The sequence below is a fragment of the Tranquillimonas alkanivorans genome (genome assembly GCF_900115595.1).
Lineage (GTDB): Bacteria > Pseudomonadota > Alphaproteobacteria > Rhodobacterales > Rhodobacteraceae > Tranquillimonas > Tranquillimonas alkanivorans.
The window spans coordinates 164,185-188,974 of record NZ_FOXA01000006.1 but is presented as its reverse complement, the minus strand read 5'-3'; the positions used below and the strand labels follow the sequence as shown (position 1 = coordinate 188,974).

Below are 24,790 nucleotides of genomic sequence, written 5' to 3'. Positions count from 1 at the left end.
CCGCCCCGGCCCGAGTTGTTTCACCCGCGCCCGATCAGAGGAAGACCGAAACGAGGGGCGGCCAGATCAGCAGGAGCGACAGCGCCAGGATCTGGATCGCGATAAACGGCAGGAAGCCCTTGAAGATGTCGGTCAGCGCGATGTGCGGCGGGGCCACGGACTTCAGGTAGAAGGCCGCGGGGCCGAACGGCGGCGACAGGAAGCTGACCTGCATGTTCATGCAGAACACCACGCCGAACCAGATCGCCACGTGGCTTGGGTCGAGCGTGCCGAACAGGCCGATCTCCTCGATGGGCAGGCGCAGCACGATCGGCAGGAACACCGGGATGACCAGCAGCACGATGCCGACCCAGTCCATGAACGCGCCAAGGATCAGGAAGATCAGCATCATGATGAGGATGATGCCCATGGTCGGCAGATCGCTGCCCACGATCGACGAGGCGATGAAGGTCGGGCCGCCCGCGATGGTGTAGGCCCCGGCCAGCGCCGTAGCGCCGATGGTCACCCAGATGATTGTGCCGGTGGACTTGATCGTGCGCTTGAGTGCCTCCCACAGCAGGTGGAACGACATCTCGCCCCGCAGCGCGGCGATCACGCCAACCGCGATGACGCCCATGCCGGCGGCCTCGGTGATGCCAGTGATGCCGCCATAGATCGAGCCCAGGACGACACCGATGACCACCATCGGGCCGACAAGACCCTTGCCCATGTTCCAGCCCTGCTTGAACCGGTCGGTGCCGAAGGCGAAGAAGATCAGCGCCAGCGCGACGAGCACGGCGATGCCGAAGCCGTACATGTAGCCCGTCGTGCCGAAGGTCGGCGGATCGAGCCCCTCGACGGCCACGTTCTGCCCCGTCAGCGTGAAGAACAGCGCGCGCAGGAACAGCGCCGCACAGAAGCCGGCCGCCACGGTCGTCAGGAACGATGCGAACAGCAGACCCTTCTCGCGTCCCACCGGTTCGCCCGGCTGCCGCTCGGGAAGCGGGGCGAGCGACGGGTTAAGCTGCGTGCGCACGATGATGTAGATGATGAAGAAGGACGCCAGGATGAAGCCCGGCAGGAAGCTCGCGGTGAACAGCGCCTTGATCGAGGTCTCGGTGATCAGGCCATAGATGATCAGCACGATCGACGGCGGGATCATCGTGCCCAGCGAGCCGCTGGCGCAGATGGTCCCGATGGCGAGGTTCTGGTTGTAGCCCAGCCGCAGCATCTGCGGCAGCGCGATCAAGCCCAGCAGCACGACCTCGCCCCCGATGATGCCCGACATTGCGGCCATGATGACGGCCATGATCGAGGTGACGATGGCAATGCCGCCGCGGGTCCGGCTGAGCCAGACGTTGAGCGAGTTGTACATCTCGGCCGCGATGCCCGATCGTTCGAGCAGATTGGCCATGAAGATGAACAACGGGATGGATATGAGGACGTAGTCCGTCAACAACCCGTAGATCCGCTGGCCCAGGATCGCCAGCGGCCCGGTCCCGAAGGTCCCGAACAGAAGGTCGGGCCCGAACTTCATCACCATCACGAGGACGGCCAGCACCGCCGAGGCGAAGCCAAGCGGCATCCCGATGGCGAGCAGGACGAGCATCGCCAGCAGGAGCACCCAAGAAATCGTTCCGATATCCATCAGTCGTGCCTTCCGGCTTCGTGCTGGTGGCGGGCGTGCTCGATCATTTCCTCGATTTCTCCTTCGTCCACGACGGCGTGGGTTTCAGCCTGCTTGTTCCAGTCCGTGATCAGGTTGACGATCGCCTGTATCGCGACCAGCGAGATGACGATCAGGACCATTGGCTTCATCGTCGCCGGGATTGGCGGGTCGAAGGCGGTGCCGAAGGTCTCCCAGCGCAGGAACTTGTCGTGCGCCTCCTTGTAGCCGCCCCAGATCATCGCGATGGCGAAGACCGAGATCAGCGCAGTCGAGACGACGTCGCACAGCCGCTGAAGCCAGCGCGGCATGACGTCGTAGAGCAGATAGATGCGGATGTGGCTGCGCTGCTGCATGGCGTACAGCCCGGCGAGCAGGAAGATGAAGCCCGCCATCCACAGGCTCAGCTCGTTGGCCCAAAGTGTCGGCGCCTCGAACACGTAGCGCACGATCACCTCGTAGAACATCACGCCGACGAGGATCACGATGAGCAGCATCGAGACCCGTGCAAGGAACAGGCTCAGCTTGTCGAAGCCGTTCTCGATCACGCCCTCTCCCGAAGTGGGCGCGGCCGCACGAACGCCCAGCACCAGCGCAACCACGGCGCCGGCAAGGACCGCGAGGTCGACGATACCCGCCGTCTCGTAACTCGAGTTGAGGTTATCGTTACCAAGCCCCGCCAGAAGGATGAAGCGGGGGAAATACCAAACCAGCCAGGCCGCGCAGGCGATGAAAACCGCCGGCCAGAGACTGCGCATGAGCGTACCGGATTGTTGCACCACGGCGGCCCCTCCCGTTGTGGGTGCGTCTTCTTGTAAATGGGCCCCGGAACTCCGGGGCCCGTCCGTCATGCCGAAGCGGCGTCCGGGATCATTCGCCGCCCGAGATCAGGCCCAGCTGGGTCATGAAGTCGGTGTGGCTTTCGACCAGCGCCGCGGCCTCGGGGGTCTTCTGTGCCCACTCCTGCCAGGACGCCTGAGCGGCCTCGCGGAAGGTGGCACGGTCCTCGGCCGACCAGTCGTGCAGGGTGATGCCCTGCTCGCGCAGCTCGGCGGCGGCCTCGTTGTTGGCAACCTCGAAAGTCAGAGCGGTCTGGAAGGCCAGCTTCTGCATCGCCGTGTCGATAATGCGCTTGTGCTGGTCCGACAGCCCTTCCCACACGTCCAGGCGGCAGGCCAGGTGGTCCGACGGCATCGAGTGGAAGCCCGGGAACGTCGCGTGCCCGGCGATGTCGTAAAGGCCCATGCCCTGGTTGTTGGCCAGGCCGGACGCGTCGGCGCCCTCGATGATGCCGGTCTCGAGCGCGGTGAAGACCTCGGTGAAATCCATCACGATCGGCGAAGCGCCGAGGTTCGCGAAGATCTCGGTCTCCATCCCCGGGGGCGAGCGGAACTTGAAATTCTTCAGATCTTCAGGTCCGGCGAGCGGCTTGGTCGAGGCCAGCGCCTCTTGGCCGTAGATCCACCAGCCCACGAGCTTCATGTCGAACGTGTTGTACAGCTCGTCCGCCGCGTCGAAGCCACCGTTGTACAGCCATGCGTATTGCTGCCACGGGGTGTCGTAGCCGCCCATGATGTCGCCGACGAACTGGAAGGCCGGGTTCTTGCCGGTCTGATAGGCGCCGCCCGTCATGTCGCAGTCGAGGATGCCGCTGGCGGCGGCGTCGAAGGTCTCGACGGTGTCGACGACCGAGGACGAGAAGAACATCTCGATGTCGATGTCGCCGCCCGACATGGTTTCGACGTCGTCCACGAACTGCTGCGCGAGCTGCCCGGACACGGTTTCGGGGGCATAGTGCGTCTGGATGCGCAGGGTCGTTTCCTGAGCGAGCGCGGGCGCGGCGAGCAGCGCGGCCGCGGCGGCGCCCGAAAGATAGGTCTTCAACGTCATTGGTTTCCTCCCTGTGACGTCCCGTTGGTCTTGCGGTGCCGGGTGGGCCCCGGCGAGGAATGGTATACCATTCGCCGGGCACGCTAACCAGACCGGTCTCGACATGCAATCGATTTTGGTATACCAGATTTCGAAATTCGTCCGCGGCCGCCTGGCTCGTGGGCAGAAAGGCGAAGGACAATGGCGGACAAGACGCTGCCGGAACAGATCGCTGACCGGCTGCGCAGGGATATCCTCAGGGGAAAGCTGCCGCCCGGCTCGACGGTGAAGGAACGCGACAACGCGGCCGAGCTCGGCGTCAGCCGCACGCCGATGCGCGAGGCGATCCGCATCCTCGCGCGCGAAGGGCTGGTGATCCTGCGGCCCGCGCGCAGTCCGATCGTTGCCGACCCGTCGCTGAAGGAAGTGACCGACGATCTCGAGGTGATGAGCGCGCTCGAGGTACTGTCGGGCGAACTCGCCTGCCGCGCGGCGACCTCGGACGAAATCGCGGCCATCCGCGCGATCCACGAACGAATGGCGCGCGAATTCGACAGCATGGAGCCTGTCGACCTGTTCGAGATCGACATGAGCTTTCACCGCGCCATCGCCCGCGCCTCCCATAACCCGTCGCTGGAAGAGACGCATGCGGGTTATCTCGCCCGGCTCTGGCGCGCGCGCTATCTTTCAGCCAGCCGCCGCCGCAGCCGCGACCGCGTGCTGCGCCAGCACGGCGCCATCGTCGAGGGGCTCGAGGCGCGTGACGTCGAGCAGGTCGCCGGCACCATCCAGTCGCACCTCTACCACCTGGTCGCGAACATCTCCGACGTTTTTCAGAAGCGCGAGGCCGAGGACGCCGCCGCGCAGGACACAATGCAGCAAGAAGCGAGGGACACCGGATGAAACTGCTACGCTACGGGCCGAAGGGACAGGAAAAGCCCGGCCTTCTGGACGCCGAGGGACGCGTGCGCGACCTGAGCGGCAAGACCGACGACTTCGCGGGCGCCGCGATTTCGGTCGATGCGCTCGCCCGCCTGCGCGACGTCGACCCCGACAGCCTGCCGCTGGTCGACGAGCCGGGGCGCATCGGGTCGTGCCTGGCCTCGGTCGGCAACTTCTTCTGCATCGGCCTGAACTACGCCAAGCACGCCGCCGAAACCGGCGCGACGCCGCCGGCCGAGCCGATCCTGTTCTCGAAGGCCACGTCGTCGCTCTCCGGCCCCTTCGACCCCGTCGAGATCCCGCGCGCGTCCGAGAAGACCGACTGGGAGGTCGAGCTCGGCGTCGTCATCGGGCGCGAGACGCTGTATGTCTCGGAGGCCGACGCGCTCGATCACGTGGCCGGCTACTGCACGATCAACGACGTCTCCGAGCGCGCCTTCCAGGCCGAGCGCGGCGGCCAGTGGATCAAGGGCAAGTCCGCCCCCACCTTCGGCCCCGTCGGCCCATACCTCGTCACCGCCGACGAGGTGCCGGATCCGCAGAAGCTGCGCCTGTGGCTGAAGCTCAATGGCGAGACGGTACAGGACAGCGACACGTCGGACATGATCTTCGGCGTCGCGCAGATCGTCTCGTACATGTCGCAGTTCATGAAGCTGATGCCCGGCGACGTCATCGCCACCGGTACGCCCTCGGGCGTGGGCCTCGGCATGAAGCCGCAGCGCTTCCTCAAGCCCGGCGACACGATGGAGCTCGAGGTCGAGGGCCTGGGCGTCCAGAAACAGGAAGCCGTCGCCGCGACGTGACGGATGCGGGCGGGGCGCAGGACGCGCCCCGCCTCTAACGCTCGAAAACGACGGTTTTCGCGCCGTTCAGCAGTACCCGGTCCTCGAGGTAATTCCGCACCGCGCGGGCCAGCACCCGACGTTCGATATCGCGACCCTTCTGCACCAGGTCCTCGGGCGCGTCGCGGTGGCTAACGTGTTCGACGTCCTGCGCGATGATCGGGCCCTCGTCCAGATCGCCCGTCACGAAGTGCGCCGTCGCCCCGATCATCTTCACGCCGCGCTCGTGCGCCTGGTGATAGGGCTTCGCGCCCTTGAACCCCGGCAGGAACGAATGGTGGATGTTGATGCAGCGCCCCGACAGGTAGCGCGAGAAATCGTCCGACAGGATCTGCATGTAGCGCGCAAGCACGACCAGCTCGGCGCCCGTCTCCTCGATAACCTGCTTGATCCGCGCCTCCTGCTCGGCCTTCGTGTCCTTGGTGATCGGGAAGTGGTGGTACGGCAAGTTCTCGTGCAGCGTGAGGTTCAACGCGTCGCTGGGGTGGTTCGACACGATGCCGACGCACTCCATGTTCAACTCGCCGATGCGCATGCGGTAAAGCAGGTCGCCCATGCAGTGATCGAACTTCGACACCAGGATCAGCACCTTGCGCGGACGCCCATTCTCGCGCAGTGACCAGTCGAAGCCGAAGCGCCCGGCGACATCCTCGAACGGGGCCCGGAACGCGCCGATGTCGCCGTCCAGCCGGAAGGCCACGCGCATGAAAAAGCGCCCGGTCTCGGGGTCGTCGAACTGCGCGGCCTCGGTGATGTCGCCGCCCGCATCGGCCAGGCGGCTCGCCACGGCGGCCACGATGCCGGGCCGGTTGTCGCAGCTCAGGGTAAGCGTCCAGTCGGTCATTGGGAGTCCACTCCGTCAGTGCCCCGCCCGGCGTCGCGGGCAGAATTGTATACAGCGGAAAACTAGCGGAGCGGCGTGGAAACGCAATAGAGCGACGCGATCAGGCGGAACAGCGCGATCAGGAAGAACCCCACCCGCCGTCGGTATACATCCGGTCTGACGCTAAGCCGGCCCGTGCCCGTCCCGCACCACGAAGACCGATTGCCGCGCATGGCGCACCACCCGCGCGGCGTTCGGGCCAATCAGGTAATCGCTCAACGCCGGATCGTGCGAGGCCATGACGATGGCGTCCACTCCCAGTCGGTTCGCGGCCGAGATGATCTCGTCATAGACCCGGCCGTGCAGGACGTGAGGGTGTGCCTCGACCTTCTCGCCCACATGTGTCTCCAGCCATTCACCCAGCGTCTGCCCGACCTCGTGAAGCAGCCGCTCTTCGTGCTTGCTGTCGAAGTACCCGCCGACGATGGACATGCCGTAATCGGGCACCACCGTCGCCACGTGCAGCACGCCCTTGCCGGGCTCCATCATCCGCAGCGCCGCTGGCAGCGCCTTGGACCAGCTCGCTTCTTTCGACAGGTCGATGGGCAGGAGGATGGTATCGAACATAGCGCGTTCCCCTCAGAAGGCCGGCACCGTCTGACGCCGCCGTTGAAGCAGGATCACCAGCCCCAAAAGCAGTAGCGCCGGAATATAGAAGACCTGTTTCGGCAGCCGGTCGCGCGGCGAGAGCACCTGCGCCAACTCGACCGGATCTTCGGCATAGAAGTCGAAGTTCGCCAGCTTCTCGGCCGTGGTGGTGCCGAACATCGGCTCGTCCATGCGCACCGTGTCCTCGTCCGTCCAGAGCAACAGGCCCGAAGCGTCGATCCGCTCCTGCGCGGTGCCCTCTTCGATCTCCATGACCAGCGTCGTCTCGGTCATGTCGCCGGTGTTGAAGTCGGGGCCCCGGATTAGCAGGCGCAGCCGCTCGCCCGGCTCGGCCTCGGCCACCGCCTCTTCGAACTGGGCGGGGGGCACGCTGATGAACGGGCTCTGGATCTGGTTCAGCCAGAAGCCCGGCACGAACAGCGTGAACGCCACCAGCAGCAGCGCCGCCGACTCCCAGATGCGCGAGCGCGCCAGGAAGTAGCCCTGCGTTGCCGCCGCGAAAAGCAGCATGGCGAAGGTTGCGACCACGAAGATGAACACCGCCTGCAACACGCCCCAGACCGTCGTCAGGTCCACGCCGTAAAGGATCAGCGCGGGGTTGTAGACGAATAGGAACGGCAGCGCGACGGTGCGTAGGCTGTAAAAGAACGCCGTGAAGCCCGTGCGGATCGGATCCCCTCCCGACACGGCCGCGGCGGCGAAGCTCGCCAGGCCCACGGGCGGCGTCACGTCCGCCATGATCCCGAAATAGAACACGAACAGGTGCGCCGCGATCAGCGGCACGATCAGCCCTTCCTGTGCGCCCAGGCTGACCACAACCGAGGCCATGAGCGACGACACCACGATGTAGTTCGCCGTGGTCGGCAGCCCCATCCCAAGGATGAGCGAGAACAGCCCGACGAAGATCAGCATCAGGATCAGGATGCCGCCCGAAAGCTGCTCGACGAGGCCCGCGAGTTCCGTGCCGATGGGCGTCTTGGTGACGGTCGCCACGATGATGCCGGCGGCGGCCGTGGCGACGCCGATGCCGATCATGTTGCGCGCCCCCGCGATCAGACCGTCACGCAGGTCGTAAAGGCCACCGACGAACTCGGACCCGGTCTCGCTCGCCTGCCCGCGGAAAAGCGCCTTCAGCGGGCGTTGCGTGATGATGATGAACAGCATGAACGACACGGCATAGAACGCCGATTTTGCCGGGCTCTGCTGTTCGACCATCAGGAACCAGATCAGCACGAAGATCGGCAGGATGTAATGCAGGCCGGTGGCATAGACCTCGCCCACGGTCGGCAGTTTGATCTCGGGGTCGTTGGGATCGTCCATGTGCAGGTCCGGCCGCCGCGCCGCGACCGCCACCAGGAGCAGGTACAGCGCCCCGAGCGCGACCATCAGGATCGGCGCGGCCAGCGCGGGCAGCGCACCCTCCAGCAGGCCCACGAAAAAGATCAGCCCGGTGAACAGCGCGCCGAACACCGCGAAGCCGATGAAGAACTTCAGGATCATGCCCAGGAAGCTCTTCGACTCGCCAAGCGCCGGCATGTTCTTCTTCAGCGCCTCGAGGTGCACGATATACACCAGCGCGATGTACGAGATCACAGCCGGGATGAAGGCGTGCTTGATCACCTGCACGTACGAGATCCCGATGAACTCGACCATCAGGAACGCCGCCGCGCCCATGACCGGCGGCATGATCTGCCCGTTCACCGAGGACGCGACCTCGACCGAGCCCGCCTGCTCATTGGTGAAGCCCACGCGCTTCATAAGCGGAATGGTGAAGGTGCCGGTGGTCACCACGTTGGCGATGGACGAGCCCGAGATGAGGCCGGTCATGGCCGAGCCCACGACCGCCGCCTTGGCCGGCCCGCCCCGCAGGTGGCCAAGCCCCGCGAACGCAAGCTGGATGAAGTAGTTGCCCGCCCCTGCCTTGTCGAGCAGCGAGCCGAAAAGCACGAACAGGAACACGAAGGCGGTCGACACCCCCAGCGGGATGCCGAAGACCCCGGCCGTGTCCAGCCACTGCGCGTTGATCAGCGAGGTGAACGACAGCCCCTCGTGCTCGATCAGGTTGGGGATCAGCCAGCCCTGCCCGAACCACGCGTAAAGCAGGAAGAGCGAACCCACTATGGTCAGCGCGGGCCCCAGCGCCCGGCGCGACGCCTCGAGCAGGACGATCAGGCCGACCGATCCGATCACCACCTGCGTGTCGGTGGGCAGACCCGAGCGCGCCGTCATCGCCAGCGTGTCCGAGAACCAGAAGACATAGAAGCAGCAGAACGCCGCCACGATCGCCAGCGCCCAGTCCGCGATGGGCACGTGATGGCGCGGGCTGCGCTTGAACGCGGGATAGGCCAGGTACGCCAGGAAGATGGCGAACATCAGGTGGATGGGCCGCGTCTGCGACGAGTTCAGCACCGGCAGAAGGGCGCCGAACCACAGCTGCGGCTGCGCGATCCACAACTGGAACAGCGACCAGGCCAGAGCCGTGCCCGCGATCAGCCAGGCGACCGCGCGGTTCGTCGGCTCGCGCGCACCGGAATCAGTGCTGCTGACGAGATCCTGAAGCTCCTCGTCGGAATAGTGCCGACCTTCCCGACCCTCGGCTTCTTCGACCATCGGACGCGTTCCCTGTTGTATTGTTCTGAACGATCCGCCGTCGCGGCGGGGGTGGCCGGGGCAAGCCATTCGCGCCCCGGCCGGTGTCACGTGCGCGGGCCGATCACTCGATCAGGCCGGCCTCGCGATAATACTGCTCGGCACCGGCGTGCAGCGGAGCCGACAGGCCGTCGCTGACCATCTCTTCCTTGGTCAGGTTGGCGAAGGCCGGGTGCAGTCCCTTGAACTGGTCGAAGTTCTCGAACACGGCCTTGACCGTTTCATAGACCACTTCGTCCGGCACCTCGGCCGAGGTCACGAAGGTCGCGCCCACGCCGAAGGTCGTCGTGTCGTCGTCGTTGCCGCGATACATGCCGCCCGGAATGGTGGCCTTGCGGTAATACGGGTTCTCCTCGACGAGTTGCTCGATCTCGTCGTTCCAGACGTCCACGAGCACGGCGTCACAGGCGGTCGTGGCTTCCTGAATCGAGCCCGAGGGGTGGCCGACGGTATAGACCATCGCGTCGATGTTGTTGTCGCACAGCGCCTGGCTCTGTTCGGCGGCCTGAAGTTCCGAGGCGAGCTGGAAGTCGTCCATGGTCCAGCCCATCGCGTCCATCACGACTTCCATCGTGCCGCGCTGGCCCGAGCCCGGGTTGCCGACGTTGACGCGCTTGCCCTGAAGGTCCTCGAAGCTCTCGATGCCGGCATCGGCGCGGGCCACCACGGTGAAGGGTTCCGGGTGAACCGAGAAGACGGCGCGCAGATCCTCGAACGCCCCCTGCTCCTCGAACTGCGAAGTGCCCTGGTAGGCGTGGTACTGCCAGTCGGACTGGGCGACACCGAAATCCAGCTCGCCCGAGCGGATGGCGTTGATGTTGTAGACCGAGCCGCCGGTCGACTCGACGCCGCAGCGGATGCCGTGGTCGGCGCGGCCGCGGTTCACAAGACGGCAGATCGCGCCGCCGGTCGGGTAGTAGACGCCCGTGACGCCCCCGGTGCCGATGGCGATGAACTGCTGGTCGTCCTGCGCCTGTGCGGCGCCGGCGAGCGTCAGCGCAGCCGCGGCTCCGACGATGTACTTTTTCATGAGCATTCTCCCTTCATTTTGCCTTTTCCTTGATCACGCCAGCGTGATGCCTCCCCCTGGGAAGGTCAAGCTGATCGCGAAGTTGTGCGTCCGGAGGACGGCGTCTCCTCGAGTTCGGCGCGTATTCGAGCGTCCAACGCAAGATCCGTGCTGTTGGCGATAAACGCGAGGGTCGAGTAGAACCCCACCGTCGCCATCAGGTCGAACATCCCCTCCGTTCCCACCAGCCCGAGAATCGCCCGTCGCGTCTTGTCGGACAGCCGTGCCTCGTCCAGCAACTCGTCCACGGCGCGCGCCAGCGTCGCGTCGGGCTCCGACATACGTTCTATCGAACCGGCGATGGAGGTGATGCGCCCCTCGCTCATCCCCAGCTTCCGCGACCGGCTGACATGCTGTCCCCACTCATAAGGCGACCCCAGCCGATGCCCGGTTCTCAGGATGACGATCTCGCTGAACTCCGCGCCCAGCGAACTGTCGATCACCACGTGCTGCCGCAAATCCTGCCACGCCCGCAAAAGCCGCGGGTCCCGCGCCATAACCCGGTAGACGTCCAGCCGGCCGGCGAAGCCCGGCAGCAGGTCGCCGATCTCGTCCGGCCATTCGGCGTCGGTCAGGGGCCGGAAGTCGCTCACGCCGCCACCTCGGCCAGCGCCGCATCCACCGCGTCAGACAGCCGAGCCACGATGGTGTCCACGTCCTCGCGCCCCACGACGAACGGCGGGGCCAGCAGAACGTGGTCGCCGTGCACCCCGTCGATGGTTCCCCCCATCGGGTACACCATCAGCCCCCGCTCCATCGCCTGTGCCTTGATGTGCTTGTTCAGCTTCGCCGCCGGGTCGAATGGCGCCTTGGTCTCGCGGTCGGCCACCAGCTCGATCGCCTGGAACAGCCCCCTGCCCCGCACGTCGCCGACATTCGCATGCTGGCCGAAGGCGTCCTCCAGCCGCTCGCGCAGGTAAGCGCCCATCGCGCGCACGTTCGCCAGCAGGTCGTCGCGGGCGATCACCTCCTGCACCGCCAGCGCCGCCGCCGCCGCCATGGGATGGCCCATATAGGTGTGCCCGTGCTGGAAGAAGCCCGAGCCCTGCGCGAAGGCGTCGTGGATCTTCTCGTTCAGCAGCACCGCCCCGATGGGCTGGTAGCCCCCGCCCAGCCCCTTCGCGATGGTCATCAGGTCGGGCGCGATGCCCTCCTGTTCGCACGCGTGCAGCGTGCCGGTCCGGCCCATCCCGCACATCACCTCGTCGAGGATCAGCAGGATGCCGTTGCGGTCGCAGATCTCGCGGATGCGCTTGAAATAATCCGCCACCGGCGGCACCGCCCCCGCCGTGGCGCCCACCACCGGCTCGGCCACGAAGGCGATGACGTTCTCGGCGCCCAGCTCCTCGATCTTCGCCTCAAGCTCGCCGGCCGCGCGCACGGCGTACTCCGCATCGCTCTCGGTCTGGCGCTGCTCGCGATAGGCGTAGCAGGGCGCGATGTGGTGCGCCTCCATCAACAGCGGCCGGAACTGAGCGCGACGCCACTCGTTGCCGCCGACGGCAAGCGCGCCCAGCGTATTGCCGTGATAGCTCTGCCGCCGGGCGATGACGTGCCGGCGCTGCGTCTCGCCCTTTTCCGCGAAGTACTGCCGCGCCATCTTCAGCGCCGCCTCCACCGCCTCGGAGCCGCCCGAGACGAGGTAGGCATGGCTGATCCCCTCGGGTGCATCGGCCACCAGCCGCTCGCCCAACCCCTCGGCCGCCTCGGTCGTGAAGAACCCCGTATGGGCATAGGCGACCTGGTCCGCCTGCCGGTGGATCGCCGCAAGCACGTCCGGGTGCCCGTGGCCCAGGCACGACACCGCGGCCCCGCCACAGGCGTCGATGTACGTCTTCCCCCCCGCGTCGGTGAAGGTGATCCCCTCGGCACTGACCGCCATCGGCGGCGTCTTGAGGGCGCGGTGAAGAAGGCGGGTCATGGGTCCGTCCGTGTGTGTCGCTAGGTAAGGTCACACGAACGATGAAGCATCGGCGGAACGGAGTCGAGCGGGACCGCCCGCACGACCCCTCCCTGCCCTGCAAACCCGGTTGTTTACTCGGCCGCGACCGGCACGGGCGCCACGACCGGCTCGTCCAGCGCGACCGACATGCGCCAGCCGTCGCCCGTCTGCGCGATGGCGTAGCGCGCGCCGACCGCCCGGCACAGCGTCTCGATCAGCGAGATGCGCAGTGTCATCGGGGTCGAGGTCTCTGCCGTCGCCGCCTGTGATCCCGTCCCGCTTTCCAGCGGTCCGGCCAGGTGCGCAAGCTCGGGCGGCACGTCCTCGAGGAACAGCTTGCCGCCGTGGCTTTCCACCGCCACGGCCGCGCCGCCCCGCTGCGACACCTCGAGCGTCACACGACCGCCGTCCGGGGTCCCGGCGATGCCCGCCTGAAGCAATGCCCCGACGAGGTTCTTGGCCACGTCGCGCACCGCCCGCGTCTCCAGCGTCTCGGGCGCGTCGAGCGTCACCGCCACGCCCCGCCGCTCGGCGAACAGGTGCTCCAGCGACACGGCGTTGGTCGCAAGGTCCACCAGGTCCAGCGTCTCGCGGTCCTCCTCGGCCTGCATCTTCGCGGCGGCGTCCGACAGGTCCAGCACTGATTGCAGCGTCTGCAGCAACTCGCGGCCCGACTTGCCGATGGTGGCGGCGAACTTGCGGTGCGCCTCGCCGCCCGTCGGGCCGATGGCGTCGGCCTTCATCAGCTCGGCGAAGCCCAGGATGTGCGTCAGCGGCGTGCGGAAGTCGTGGCGCATGCCCGACAGCATCCGGAACTTTGCCGCGTGGTCCTGCGCGATCTGCTCGCGCTGAAGCTCGGCGGTGGTCAGCGCGCCGTCCAGCCGCGTGATGCATTCCTGGATGCTGGCCATCAGCACCCCTGCCCCGTCGTCATAGCGCGTAGGCAGGCGCGGCGTCTTGCGGTCCGACAGGTATCCCTTGGCCGCGTCCGTGGCCGCGCGCACCGGGGCCAGCAGCGCGTGCATCACCGCCATGGTCCCGGCAGTGCCCACCAGCGTCGCCAGCAGCATCGCACCCAGCACGCCCAGTTGCTCGCTGAAAGGCCGCGAGTCGGCCAGCAGCACATAGGTCACGGCGCCGATCATCGGCACGTGCACCCCGATGAAGCTGACCAGAAGGATCTTGCCCGTATAACTGCGCGGCCAGCCACGGCGCGCCAAGGTCTCGTAAAGTTTCATTTGCTCATCCCGTCTTGCCTGTGCGGCCCGATAGCCGCTTGGCCCCAAAAGACCGGGACGATGTGGCGCGAAAGCGTCGGCGCGTTGTCGCGTACGAGGTCATCCCGTGGCCCGGCCCGCGACGCAGCGCCTTTCGGCCGTAAAGCAGCCGGGACCACACGCCCCGGCTGCCGAGCGCCGCCTCAGTCCCCCTGAGCGGGCGCGATGACGCCGCAGGCGATGCGGCTGCCGGTCGATCCGGACGGGTCCGCCTGATAATCGTCGCCGTTCTCGTGCACCATGATGGCCGAGCCATCCTCGTCCGCCAGCGTGAACGGCGCGCCGTCGCCCTCCGGCTCGCCCAGCATCAGGTGCGGTGCGAAGAACTCGGCCTGCGCCGTTCCGTCCGCCGCGACGTGGATGTTGGGCAGGTCACCCGCGTGGTAGCCATCGGGCGAGTTGAAGCCGTGAACGTTGTCGGTCGGGCTGTAATGGCCGCCCGCCGCCTGGAAGTCCGGCTCGCAGGCCCCGGTTTCGTGGATATGGAACCCGTGCGGCCCCTCGGGCAGGTTCTCGAGCTCTGCGATGATCACGACCCCGTGCTCGACCTGCTCGAAGGTGACAGTACCCGCAGCCGTCCCGTCGGCGGTCATCACCTCGGCCGTCATCGCATCCTGCGCCAGTGCCGGGGCGCCCGCGCCAATCAGGATCGCCGCCACGGCGGCCGTCGTCTTGCTGATACGCATCTTTCAATGTCCTTTCTGCAACACTCCCGCCACCGCCGCGCCATGCGGCCGCGTCCGGGTCGGGCGGAAAACCCGGCCCGCGCGCGGGCGGTTCCGGAACGCGCCCCCCGGCTCACACGTTCTTCCCGCAAGCGGCGGAGCCCGCTCCGCCCAGCAGGAGGAGACACCATGACACGCACCACGACATCCGCCCTCGCCCTCGCCCTCGCCGCCGCCACGCTCGCCGCACCCGCACCCGCGCAGGAAACGGCCGACGCGTTGTCCGACGCCGACGTGATCGCGCTGGCCGACTGGAACACCGAGGACCTCTATGCCAACGGCGTCAGCGCCGACGACTTCATCGACGACATGGAAGTCTACGGCGCCGGAGGTGAGGAGATCGGCGATGTCGAGGACGTCATCGTCGGCCCCGACGGCACCGTCATCGCCATCATCGCCGAGGTCGGCGGGCTGTGGGACATCGGCGACACCCATGTCTCCATCCCCTTCGACCTGGTCGAGCTCGCCCCCGACGGCAGCGGCATCATCGTGCCGCTGAGCGAAGAAAACGTGGACGACTACGACATCGCCACCCCCGCCCTGGGGCTCGGCACCATGCAGGAAGGCCCGGTGGGCGATCTCGACGACGCCGACCTGGGTCCCCGCGCCTGGCGCATCAGCGAACTGATCGGCGACTACGCCCGGCTGCGCGACGACGACGCCATCCGCGACTACGGCTATGTCAGCGACGTGATTCTCGAAAACGGCGCCGTCACGGCCGTCATCGTGCAGCCCGCCTTCGAGTACGGCGAAAACTACCGCGCCTGGCCCTACTACGGCTACGAGGGCGGCGCCGACTGGGACGCCGGCTCGCCCTATTACGACATCGAGGCCGGCGAGGACGAGATCAGCGACCTTGCCGATTTCGAGTACGACCGCCTGGGCGAGTGACGCTCAGCCCGTCGCGGCAAGCGTCACCGTCAGCGTGACCTCTTCGCCGCGGCGCAGCACGACCAGCTCGACCGCATCGCCCGGCCGGTGCAGGTCGAGCGCGTCGCGCAGATCGTCCGAGCTGACCACCCGCCGCCCCCCGATCTCCACGATCACGTCGCCCAGCACAATCCCGCCCCGCGCGCTCCGCCGCGCCGGGCGCAGCCCGGCCGACGCGGCGGGCGTGCCCGGCCGCACGCCCAGCACCAGAACACCCTCGACCCCCTGCCCCCGCGCCAACTGGTTCGCGCGCTCGTCATGCAGCACGCCCAGCACAGGCGGCCGGTACTCTCCCCGCCGGATAAGCTGCGGCACAACGCGGTTCACGGTATCCACCGGCACCGCGAAGCCGATCCCCGCGCTCGAGCCCGAAGGACTGAAGATGGCCGTGTTCACCCCGATCATCCGGCCCGCCGAGTCGATCAGCGGCCCGCCCGAGTTGCCGGGGTTGATGGCGGCGTCCGTCTGGATCAGCCCCTCGATCGTGTCGCCGCCCTCGGCCGGGATCTCGCGGTCGAGCGCCGAGACCACGCCCGTGGTCAGCGTCCAGTCCAGCCCGAACGGGTTGCCGATGGCCAGCACGCTTTGCCCCACCTGGATGTTCTCGCTGCGCCCGATTGGCAGCGGCTCGGGCCCCTGCCCCGCCGCTCGAACCCGCAGAACGGCGAGGTCGTGGCGCGGATCGGTCCCCACCAGCTCCGCGTCCAGCACCCGCCCGTCGGCCAGCCGCACCTGCGCACCCGACGCCCCGGCCACGACGTGGTTGTTGGTGACGATGTGCCCCGCCTCGTCCCACACGAAGCCCGACCCGGTGCCGCGCGGCACCTCCCGGGTGCGCCGGGTCCAGGGATCGCGCACGATGCCGGCGGTGGTGATCGACACCACCGAGTCCCGCGTCGCCTCGAACAGCTCGATCGTCGTCCGCTCGCTCTGCGCCAGGTCCCCCCGCGGCGTCACCGCCCGCGGCGCCCCGTTCCAGACCAGATGGACGGGCGCGAAGGCGTAAAGCGCGATCCCGACGAGGGCCCCGATCAGAAGCAGCAAAAGCGTGTTCAGCCCGCGCAGCATTCTCGTCCTCCAGTCTTTTCGCCTGCACGAGGTGTCCCGTCCTGCCGCGGGGATCAAGTCGGCGCGACACACGAGCCCGCAACCATTCTCGCCCGGGGCTGCAATGTGCATTTTTTGACCATATTGCTCACAACTTCCCTCACCTCGACCGCGCCCCGCCCTCTGGGCATCTTCCCGTCCATGACATCCGCCGTCGCCCTGCCCGCCTCCGCCGCACGGTCGCCCGAGGACGAGGCCGCCCCTGGCCGAAGTCTACGTCTGCGGCACGCCCGCCGCCACGCTGCGTGCCCCTCAACGCGGCCTCGTCTACATCTCGACAGGGCGGTGCCTCCCCTTTGGCGACGGACCCAATTGGCACGAGGAGGTGTGCGACGCGCTTAGTGCTCGACCATTTCCGCGACCTTGGCGCCGAGACCAACCTGCCTTGCGCCCTCGACCGCTCGACCGCCGCATCGCATCGTGGCGCGCCTTCCATAAGAGGCGCACACTCGACAGCCCGTTCGGCCCGCCGCTGATCCGGCAGGCCCGCGCCACGGGCCACCGTGCCAACGCCTGCCCTGCGCGCCAACCTCCACGCGCTCACGCGTGACGTGCTGCAGGACATGCTCTCCGCTTGCAGCCGCGGCCTATGGGGTCCGCGCAACCGCACACCGTCCTGATGCTCGGCTGGGCCTCAGGCCACCGCCGGCGGCCCGGAATTGCAGCACTCCGGCGGTAGGATGTCTCGCCCGAGGAGCCTAGGGCCATTGGCGTGAACTGAATCGCGTTTGTCGATAGCAAGACAACCGGCTCGGGACCGCGTCCCGCGCCTGGGCTCAAGGGCCGCGCCTCACGCGCGGTGGTCGCATGGGTCGCTGCCGCCGGGACCGAGGACGGCTCCTCTCCTTCCCACCGAGCGAAATCCGGCCGCGCCCTTCCGCGCGGCCCGTCGCCCGAGGGCGCACACGGTGCCATCGCCCACAGGCTGATGGCGGCCGCCCTGCCGCCCGGCTTCGCCTCGACCCACGGCCTGCGCTCCGGCTTTCTGGCGAAGGCGGCGCACCGATCCAGGCCGATGCGCCTATCGCGGCGCGGGTCGACCACCCAGGCGCACCGGCATTACGACGACGTGTAGATTGTCGAGCCCCCCCGCTACAGGCTTCTTGATAGGTAACCCACGGGTTACCTACTCCGGGCTCCGCCCTACGATGCGCCGCCGGTAACCCGCGGGTTACCGCCCGACCCGTGTACAAGGAACTCGACCCATCTCGGAGGCACCCCGCAAATTACCACACCCCGCTCTCTCATCTTTGGTCTCGAAATATCCTCGGGGGTGAATGCGCCGCAGGCGCAGAGGGGGCAGACAGCCCCCTCGACCCGATCCGCCCAAAGGGTAACCCACGGGTTACCACGCAAGCCGAAGCTAACTCGCGGGTCACCCCACCGCCCGCCACGGTAACCCGCGGGTTACCCCCGCAAAGAAAAAGGCCGGCCCCTCAGGGCCGGCCTTCAAAGGTAACCCGTGGGTTACCGCCTCATCCGTTGCGTTCGAGCTCCGCCTCGAACGCCTTGATCGCCCGCTCCAGCTTCTCGCGCGGGACGTTGGTGAAGTCGCGACCGCTGACGATCCGACACTCCCCCATCCGCGCCGTCACCTTCGTCGGGCCCAGGTGGAACTCGTATTTCTGCCGAGGCACCTGCACTCCGCGACCCACCGGCTCGGGCGCATTCAGCCGCTTGAGGAACGAGCCCAGCACTTCGGACTGCGCGCCCGCATCCGAACACCCAGCCAGCCGTCCGCGCAGATCCTCGACGTCGCCCTGCCCGGCCTTCAGCGCCCGGGCCACGTCGACGCCCAGGTTGCGCGACACCTCGCGCGGCCACCGCAGGTCCTCCCCGAGCGCCAGCAGAAGGTGCACGAAGCTGCGGATGTACGAGCGCTTCATCTTGTGCAGCGATCCGTAAAGCCGGTTCACCATCGCCTCGGCGTCATCGCCGTCGACCGAGTCGTCCTCGGCCGCGGTGATCGCCAGCTGCGCCATCTCGGCGAAGGTCAGATCCTGGCGGACCACGTTCTCCTCGACCATGTCGATGTAGCGGTCGACGCGGTCGCTGACCGTTCCCTCGACACGGGCGATAACCCGTTCGAAACGGTCCTCACCAGTCTCGGCGCGAAGCTGCGACAGCGCCGTCAGACGCCGCCAGCCCTTCTTCAGCTGGTACTTGCCGTCCGGCGCCTCGTAGACCTCGATCGGCTCTTTCTGCCCGCGCGCGCGGATCGAGGCCTTCAACTCCTCCATCTCGTCGGACACCGCGATCGCGTCGAGTTCCAACCGGTCGCGCGGCAGGTCGTCCGTCGCCACGTCGTCGACGCGCAAAGCGGCCAGGACCAGCCCGCTCTCGCGGGCCTCGCGCCAAGCACGGGCATCCTCGGCATTGCGGCGGCGCTGCTCGATCTTGGTCTCGGTCGCCTCGCTCAGGCTCTCGGCCGTTTCGCGCACGGCGGCGCCCATGGGACCGGGCGTGCGCCGGCGCCGGGCGGCGGTGCTGGAATCGATCGGTCCAATCCGGAACTTGTTGTCGCCCGACATCTCTTAAGCCTCCATCCGCGCGGGTTCTGCCTTCTCGGCCCGCCAAGCCTGAAGCAGGGTGGTTAGGAATTCCTCATAGGCCCGGTCGAAGCTCTGCCGCGCACGCTTCCAGGTCTCGCGCGTCATCTGCCGATAGTCCTGTTCATAGACCGAGGTCTGGAAGCGGCCCGATTGTTCGACCGCGCGGGTCAGCTCGATCGGGTGCTGGCAGACGTCGGCGCCGAACACGTTGCGAAACGCGTCGAGCATGGCGATGTGCAGGGGGTTGTTGTTCTCGAACCGGGTCATCAGCACCCGCACATCGCGGAACGTCTTGGGCAGGCTGATGCCGGCGTCGGCGGCGAGCTTCGAGAAGCCGACCGAGATATCCTCGAGCGCATCGCCCAGCTGGCCCAGGTAACTCGTCGTGCTGTCGTATTCCCAGTAGCCGGGGCCAGAGGGGATATAGAGGATGTCTGCCGCGAAGGCCGCGTTCAGCGACTGGTAACCGATGGCCGGCGGGCAGTCGAAGAGGATCAGGTCGTACTGGTCGTCCGGCAGCTCGTTCAGGTAGCGGTCTATGCAGCCGAAGAAGCTCCACGCCTTGTGGATCGACCGGTACTGCGCGCTAGCGAATTCGACGAAGGCCGCGTTGGCGCAGGAGGGGATAATGTCGATGGTCGGCCAGCAGGTGCGCTGGATGAAATCCTGCACCCGCTGCGCGCCGATCGACTGAACGTCCTCGGGCAGCTCGTCGGCGGAGGGGTAGGGGCAGTCGTCGGGGTCGTCGAAGCTTTCGGCGATGCGGTCGGCCTCGCGGCAGAGGTCGCGGCACATGATGCCCCAGACGGTGTTCCACTCCTTCACCTCGACCAAGCCCATCGAGTGGGTCAGCGTCGCCTGCGGGTCGAAGTCGATGACCAGCACCCGGTAGCCGTCCAGCGCGGCGGCGTGGGCCAGGTGCTGGGCCACGACGGTCTTGCCGACGCCGCCCTTGAAGTTCGACACCGCCACGCGCATGGCGCGACCGTTCGGACGCTCGGGCAGCAGCGTCTTGCCGCGAAAGCGGACGCGGCGGCGCAGCTCGTTGATCTCTTCCAGCGTGAACCAGCGCTGGCGGCCGTCGTCCTGGGTCTGGCCCTGGGGCAGGGAGGGGTCGTCGGCCAGCCGCTTGCGCAGGGTGTCGGCGGGCACGCGGAACATGAACTGGCTGATCTCCCAGATCGAGAAGGGCCGCAGCGTCTTCGTTTCCGAGGGGGAGAATGTGGCGCGGCGAACGGCGGTCTGCTGGGAGAGACTGCGTTCGTTCATCGCCTGAAGGTCGGTGTGATCTCGCATCGCTCTGCTCTTGTTGTTTTGCCTGGCATCGTGAATAACGGGAAACACGGTTTCTGGCAAAACGCATTTTCCCGATTTTCCTCGATTCGGGCCGAAGATGCGGAAAGTCGCGACAACCGCGGCAGATACGCACCAGATTTGGTGACAGAACCGCCCCTTCCTCATAGCTTTTGGTGACACGGAGCGCCCGATTGGGTGACAACCATGGTGTCCCCCTTCTCCATTAAACCTTGGATTTCCCATTTTTTGGGAAGAGGAGCAGAATTCCTGTATTTCGCTTTTCGTTGACAAAGTTCGGGAAAAACGGCTTCCCTGACCCTGCAGCGAGAATCGAGACCGGCGTCAGATCGGTCCGCAACGAGGACAGGCAGGAGCAGCCGCATGCAGAGCAGGCGGATCACCGGCGTCGGCGCCGGGGTGGTCAAGTACGACATCCTTACGGCGCTCAGCCTGATCGGGCTCACCGGCTCTCCGGGCTTTCGCACGTCGATGCTCAGGCTGATCTCGATGGTGACCTCGCGCTACAACTGGATCAACGACGAGGTCAGCGTGGGCCAGCGCGACCTGGCGCGGATGTGGGGCGTCGACGAGCGGACCGTCAAACGCGAGATCAAGCGGCTGACGGCGGCGAACCTCATCGTGTGCACCCGACCCGGCGTGCGGGGCAGGGTGGCCGCCTATCGGCTGAACCGGGCCGAGGTGCTGCGCCTGTCGCGGGATCGCTGGGGCGACGTGGGCACCGACTTCGCCGACCGCATGGACGGCCACGCCGAGGACGAGACGCCGCGCGTGGTGAAGGTGGATTTCGGCAGGAAGGCGCAGTCGGCCGCGGCGGGGCAGGGGACCTGGGCCGCCACCCGGCAGCGGCTTGAACGGGAGGACCCGGCGCTGTTCGGGGCGTGGTTCCAGCACGTCGACTGCGAGACGTTCACCCGCGACGCGGTGGTGCTGACCTGCGCCAAGCGCTTCGTGGCGAGTTATATCGAGACGCACCTGTCCGCCCGACTGATGTCCGCGGTCGAGGCCGAGCTCGGCCCGGTCGACCGGCTGACGATCCGGTGCGAGGACTGAGTGCGCCCGCGCCACGGAGTGCTGTGCATTACGTACGAAAAACGAGCGCCGAAGATGTTCGACGTTGACGCAGCGACGGGTATGATGCGCCGCGCAGAAAGCAGGAGAGGGACCATTGCTTAAATTCGCCGAGAGCATTCACCGCCTGGGCACCGAGTCCGCGTTCGAGGTCCTGGCGCGGGCGTCGAAGCTGGCCGCACAGGGACACGACATCATCAACCTCGGGATCGGTCAGCCCGACTTCCGCACGCCCGAGCACATCGTCGAAGCCGGCATCCAGGCGCTGCGCGACGGACATCACGGCTACACTCCCGCAAATGGCCTGCCGGTCCTGCGCGAAGCGGTGGCCGCCGACCTGGAAAAGCGCCACGGCGCTCCGGTTAACCCGGACAACGTGGTCGTCGTGCCCGGCGGAAAGCCCACGATGTTCTTCGCCGTGATGATGTTCGGCGAGCCGGGGGCCGAGATCATGTACCCGAACCCGGGCTTTCCGATCTACGAGTCCGTCATCCGCTATTCCGGCGCGACGCCGGTGCCGATCCCGCTGGAAGAGAAGAACGGCTTCGCCTTCGACGCCGACGAGGTGTTGTCGAAGATCACCGACAAGACCCGGCTCATCATCATCAACAGCCCCGCCAATCCCACCGGCGGCGTGACGCCGAAGGCCGAGATCGACAAGCTGGTCGCCGGGCTGGCCAAGCACCCGGACGTGGCTTTGATGTCGGACGAGATCTACAGCCAGATGCTCTATGCCGGGCGCGAGCACGTGAGCCTGCTGACGTATCCCGAGGTCCGGGACCAGCTCATCATGCTCGACGGCTGGTCCAAGACCTATGCGATGACGGGCTGGCGGCTGGGCTACGCTGTCTGGCCGGACTCGATGGTCGAGCATGTCACGCGCCTGTGCATCAACGACCATTCCTGCGTGAACGCCTCGGCCCAGTACGCGGGGCTGGCGGCGCTGACAGGGCCGCAGGACGCGGTGGCCGAGATGGTGGCGCAGTTCGATAAGCGGCGCCAGATCATCGTCGAGCGTCTGAACGCGCTGCCCGGGGTGCGCTGCGCCGATGCGGCGGGGGCCTTCTATGCTTTCCCGAACATCGAGGGCACGGGGATGAGTTCGCGCGAAGCGCAGGACCGGTTCCTGACCGAGGCGGGCGTGGCCACCGTGGCCGGCACCAGCTTCGGGTCATGGGGCGAAGGCTACTTGCGCTTTTCCTATGCCAACAGCGTCGAGAACATCGAGCGCGCGCTGGACCGGATCGAGACCCTGCTGTGATTGCTCAGACGCGGGGCAGGGCGGAGGGGCCGTGATCCAGCAAGCGCGGCACCGTTTCCATCGGCACGGGCTTCTGCAAGACCTGCACGTCGCGGTAGCGGTCCGGCAGGTGCGCGCGCCCGTGGGCGGTCAGGAAGACGAACGGCACGTCGTCCTCGATCAAGGCTTCCGCCACGGCCTCGCTCGTCTGGCCGGCGAGGTTGAAGTCGAGGAACGCCATGTCCGGCCGCGCCTCCTTGCAGGCGGCGACGGCCGCCTCGGGGCGGGCGAAGGGGCCGAGCACCCGGTGGTCGGCATCCTCGATCATCTGGCTCAGGTCGAGCGCGAGAAGCGCTTCGTCTTCGACGACGAGCACGAGCATGTGGCCTCCTCGGGCCGGGGCCCTTGTCTGACGGGTAACGCACCGGAGTGGAGGCGCGGCCCGTATTGCACCTGCAAGAAACGAATGCCCCTGCGCGGGGCTTTGTTCCGACCGGCGCGCTTGCGACGGCCCGGCATTTCTGGCACCGGTTTCCGCAACGAAAAGGCGAGGGCGCCCGCAGGGCGCGAACGAGAGGAGACCGCCCGGTGAGCCGAACGATCTTTGTCCTGAACGGGCCGAACCTGAACCTTCTGGGCAAGCGGCAGCCCGAGATCTACGGCCATGCCACGCTCGCCGATGTCGAGGCCGAGTGCCGTCGCGTGGGCGAGGGCTTCGGGCTCGAGGTGCGGCTGATGCAGTCGAACTGGGAAGGACAGATCGTCGACTGGATCCATGAGGCGCGCGAGCACGCGGCCGGGATCATCCTCAACCCGGCGGCGCTGACGCACACCTCGGTCGCGGTGCTCGATGCGCTCAATACCTTCGAGGGGCCGGTGCTCGAGGTGCACATTTCGAACGTGCACCGGCGGGAAAGCTTCCGGCACCACTCGTATGTCTCGCTGCGCGCGGACGGAGTGATCGCGGGCTTGGGCGTTGAAGGCTACGCCCTGGCCATGCGCCGCATGGGCACCCTGGTCGGATCGTGAGCGGGCGATTTTTCGACGAATATCCGCGCCTGGCGGTCGTTGGAGCCGGCCTGATCGGCGCGCGCCACGTGGCGGCGATCCGCGCGGCGCAGGGCGTCGACCTGGCGTGTGTGGTGGATCCGTCCGACGCGGCGGCCGAGGTCGCGACAGGGGCGGCGCATTACCGCTCGCTCGACGCGATGTTCGCCGCCGACCGGCCCGACGGCGTCATACTGGCCACGCCGAATTCGCTTCATGCCGAGGGGGCGCTGGCCTGCATCGCCCGAGGCGTGCCTGTGCTGGTGGAAAAGCCCATCGCCGCGGACCTTGACGGGGCCGAGCGGATGGTGACGGCCGCGCGCGAGGCTGGCGTCGCGCTGCTGGTGGGGCATCACCGCCGGCACAACGGGCTGGTCGCCAAGGCGAAGGACATCGTCGATTCCGGCGCGCTCGGCCGCATCGCGGCGGTGCACGGGCAGACATGGCTGCGCAAGCCCGAGGACTATTTCGACGTCGCGTGGCGGGGGCAGGTAGGAGCCGGGCCAGTCTATGTCAACCTGATCCACGACGTCGACTTGCTGCTGCACCTTTGCGACCGGGTCGAGAGCGTGCAGGCCATGCAGTCGAACGCCGTGCGCGGGTTCGAGGTCGAGGACACGGCGGCGATCCTGCTGCGCTTCGAGAGCGGCGCGCTCGGCACGTTGACGGTGTCGGACACCGCCGTGGCACCCTGGAGCTGGGAGCTGACGGCGCGCGAGAACCCGGCCTATCCGGCCACGCCCGAGGATTGCTATCGCATCGCGGGGACCGAGGGGGCGCTGGCGCTGCCGAACCTGACGCTCTGGCGCCACGACGGGCAGGCGAGCTGGTGGGAGCCGCTTTCGGCCACGCGCTATCCGTTCGAGCTCGAGGACCCGCTGGTGCGGCAGGCGCGCCATTTCGGCGCCGTCATCCGCGGCGAAGAGACGCCGCTGGTGCCGGGCGAGGCCGGGCTGGCCGCGCTGCGGGTGGTCGAGGCGGTGAAGCTGTCGGCCGCGACCGGGCGCGCCGTGGACCCCCGCACGCTGACGGCAGACGACATTCGCGGCGCGCAGGCCGCAGATCGGGAGGATTGAG

General features: G+C 67.4%; 22 protein-coding genes. 7 read left to right on the top strand and 15 right to left on the bottom strand.

What is annotated here, in order from left to right; genetic code table 11:
• Nucleotides 1–34: 34 nt before the first annotated feature.
• The 3 genes from BM162_RS09790 to BM162_RS09780 all read right to left on the bottom strand — a co-directional run bounded on the left by BM162_RS09790 (nt 35) and on the right by BM162_RS09780 (nt 3,535).
• A complete protein-coding gene (locus tag BM162_RS09790) occupies nt 35–1,627 on the bottom strand; it encodes a TRAP transporter large permease (protein WP_093421054.1) in 1,593 nt (530 codons plus the stop codon).
• A complete protein-coding gene (locus tag BM162_RS09785; protein ID WP_245759223.1) occupies nt 1,627–2,427 on the bottom strand; it encodes a TRAP transporter small permease subunit in 801 nt (266 codons plus the stop codon). Before BM162_RS09785 ends, BM162_RS09790 begins: the two co-directional genes overlap by 1 nt.
• Before the next feature lie 88 nt (nt 2,428–2,515).
• Nucleotides 2,516–3,535, bottom strand: a complete 1,020-nt coding sequence (locus tag BM162_RS09780) for a TRAP transporter substrate-binding protein (RefSeq protein WP_093421049.1) — start codon at nt 3,533–3,535, stop codon at nt 2,516–2,518.
• A gap of 180 nt (nt 3,536–3,715) precedes the next feature.
• On the opposite strand from BM162_RS09780, the gene BM162_RS09775 reads away from it, so the two are divergent.
• Both BM162_RS09775 and BM162_RS09770 read left to right on the top strand, forming a co-directional pair.
• Nucleotides 3,716–4,417, top strand: a complete 702-nt coding sequence (locus BM162_RS09775; RefSeq protein ID WP_093421047.1) for a GntR family transcriptional regulator — start codon at nt 3,716–3,718, stop codon at nt 4,415–4,417.
• Nucleotides 4,414–5,259 carry a fumarylacetoacetate hydrolase family protein gene (locus tag BM162_RS09770; protein WP_093421044.1) on the top strand — a complete coding sequence of 282 codons (846 nt, stop codon included), beginning with the start codon at nt 4,414–4,416 and terminating at the stop codon, nt 5,257–5,259. Before BM162_RS09775 ends, BM162_RS09770 begins: the two co-directional genes overlap by 4 nt.
• Before the next feature lie 34 nt (nt 5,260–5,293).
• Here BM162_RS09770 and purU read toward each other — a convergent pair whose 3' ends face one another.
• The 8 genes from purU to BM162_RS09730 all read right to left on the bottom strand — a co-directional run bounded on the left by purU (nt 5,294) and on the right by BM162_RS09730 (nt 14,413).
• Nucleotides 5,294–6,142 (bottom strand): formyltetrahydrofolate deformylase, encoded by an 849-nt coding sequence (gene purU, locus BM162_RS09765; RefSeq protein ID WP_093421042.1) that lies wholly within the window; start codon nt 6,140–6,142, stop codon nt 5,294–5,296.
• A 162-nt stretch (nt 6,143–6,304) separates the two neighbouring features.
• Nucleotides 6,305–6,748 (bottom strand): universal stress protein, encoded by a 444-nt coding sequence (locus tag BM162_RS09760; protein WP_093421039.1) that lies wholly within the window; start codon nt 6,746–6,748, stop codon nt 6,305–6,307.
• A 12-nt stretch (nt 6,749–6,760) separates the two neighbouring features.
• Nucleotides 6,761–9,400 (bottom strand): TRAP transporter permease, encoded by a 2,640-nt coding sequence (locus BM162_RS09755; protein ID WP_093421037.1) that lies wholly within the window; start codon nt 9,398–9,400, stop codon nt 6,761–6,763.
• 103 nt (nt 9,401–9,503) lie between these two features.
• The gene (locus tag BM162_RS09750) at nt 9,504–10,469 is read right to left on the bottom strand and encodes a TAXI family TRAP transporter solute-binding subunit (RefSeq protein ID WP_093421141.1); all 966 of its coding nucleotides are present in this window, start codon (nt 10,467–10,469) and stop codon (nt 9,504–9,506) included.
• A 65-nt stretch (nt 10,470–10,534) separates the two neighbouring features.
• Complete coding sequence (locus BM162_RS09745; RefSeq protein ID WP_093421034.1) at nt 10,535–11,101, bottom strand: carboxymuconolactone decarboxylase family protein; 567 nt, start codon at nt 11,099–11,101, stop codon at nt 10,535–10,537.
• Nucleotides 11,098–12,429, bottom strand: coding sequence for an aspartate aminotransferase family protein (locus BM162_RS09740; RefSeq protein ID WP_093421032.1), 1,332 nt, complete (start codon nt 12,427–12,429; stop codon nt 11,098–11,100). The genes BM162_RS09745 and BM162_RS09740 overlap by 4 nt, the downstream gene beginning before the upstream one ends.
• Nucleotides 12,430–12,542: 113 nt before the next feature.
• The gene (locus tag BM162_RS09735; protein WP_093421029.1) at nt 12,543–13,688 is read right to left on the bottom strand and encodes a sensor histidine kinase; all 1,146 of its coding nucleotides are present in this window, start codon (nt 13,686–13,688) and stop codon (nt 12,543–12,545) included.
• A gap of 182 nt (nt 13,689–13,870) precedes the next feature.
• The gene (locus tag BM162_RS09730) at nt 13,871–14,413 is read right to left on the bottom strand and encodes a superoxide dismutase family protein (RefSeq protein WP_093421027.1); all 543 of its coding nucleotides are present in this window, start codon (nt 14,411–14,413) and stop codon (nt 13,871–13,873) included.
• Nucleotides 14,414–14,581: 168 nt separating this feature from the next.
• Here BM162_RS09730 and BM162_RS09725 point away from each other — a divergent pair, with 168 nt between their 5' ends.
• Nucleotides 14,582–15,343: a PRC-barrel domain-containing protein gene (locus tag BM162_RS09725; protein ID WP_177215119.1), complete on the top strand. Its 762-nt coding sequence runs from the start codon at nt 14,582–14,584 to the stop codon at nt 15,341–15,343.
• Between the two features lie 3 nt (nt 15,344–15,346).
• Here BM162_RS09725 and BM162_RS09720 read toward each other — a convergent pair whose 3' ends face one another.
• The 3 genes from BM162_RS09720 to BM162_RS09710 all read right to left on the bottom strand — a co-directional run bounded on the left by BM162_RS09720 (nt 15,347) and on the right by BM162_RS09710 (nt 20,337).
• Nucleotides 15,347–16,450 carry a S1C family serine protease gene (locus BM162_RS09720; protein ID WP_093421022.1) on the bottom strand — a complete coding sequence of 368 codons (1,104 nt, stop codon included), beginning with the start codon at nt 16,448–16,450 and terminating at the stop codon, nt 15,347–15,349.
• A 1,514-nt stretch (nt 16,451–17,964) separates the two neighbouring features.
• The gene (locus tag BM162_RS09715) at nt 17,965–19,020 is read right to left on the bottom strand and encodes a ParB/RepB/Spo0J family partition protein (protein WP_093421020.1); all 1,056 of its coding nucleotides are present in this window, start codon (nt 19,018–19,020) and stop codon (nt 17,965–17,967) included.
• A 3-nt stretch (nt 19,021–19,023) separates the two neighbouring features.
• Complete coding sequence (locus tag BM162_RS09710) at nt 19,024–20,337, bottom strand: AAA family ATPase (protein ID WP_093421018.1); 1,314 nt, start codon at nt 20,335–20,337, stop codon at nt 19,024–19,026.
• A 381-nt stretch (nt 20,338–20,718) separates the two neighbouring features.
• Here BM162_RS09710 and BM162_RS09705 point away from each other — a divergent pair, with 381 nt between their 5' ends.
• On the top strand, nt 20,719–21,408 hold the full coding sequence (locus BM162_RS09705; RefSeq protein ID WP_093421015.1) for a hypothetical protein: 690 nt from the start codon (nt 20,719–20,721) through the stop codon (nt 21,406–21,408).
• Between the two features lie 115 nt (nt 21,409–21,523).
• Nucleotides 21,524–22,687, top strand: a complete 1,164-nt coding sequence (locus tag BM162_RS09700; RefSeq protein ID WP_093421013.1) for a pyridoxal phosphate-dependent aminotransferase — start codon at nt 21,524–21,526, stop codon at nt 22,685–22,687.
• Nucleotides 22,688–22,691: 4 nt separating this feature from the next.
• On the opposite strand, the gene BM162_RS09695 is transcribed toward BM162_RS09700, so the two are convergent.
• A complete protein-coding gene (locus tag BM162_RS09695) occupies nt 22,692–23,048 on the bottom strand; it encodes a response regulator (RefSeq protein WP_093421010.1) in 357 nt (118 codons plus the stop codon).
• A gap of 206 nt (nt 23,049–23,254) precedes the next feature.
• Here BM162_RS09695 and aroQ point away from each other — a divergent pair, with 206 nt between their 5' ends.
• Nucleotides 23,255–23,695: a type II 3-dehydroquinate dehydratase gene (gene aroQ / locus BM162_RS09690; protein ID WP_093421008.1), complete on the top strand. Its 441-nt coding sequence runs from the start codon at nt 23,255–23,257 to the stop codon at nt 23,693–23,695.
• Nucleotides 23,692–24,789 (top strand): Gfo/Idh/MocA family protein, encoded by a 1,098-nt coding sequence (locus BM162_RS09685; protein ID WP_093421005.1) that lies wholly within the window; start codon nt 23,692–23,694, stop codon nt 24,787–24,789. The genes aroQ and BM162_RS09685 overlap by 4 nt, the downstream gene beginning before the upstream one ends.
• Nucleotide 24,790: the final 1 nt, after the last annotated feature.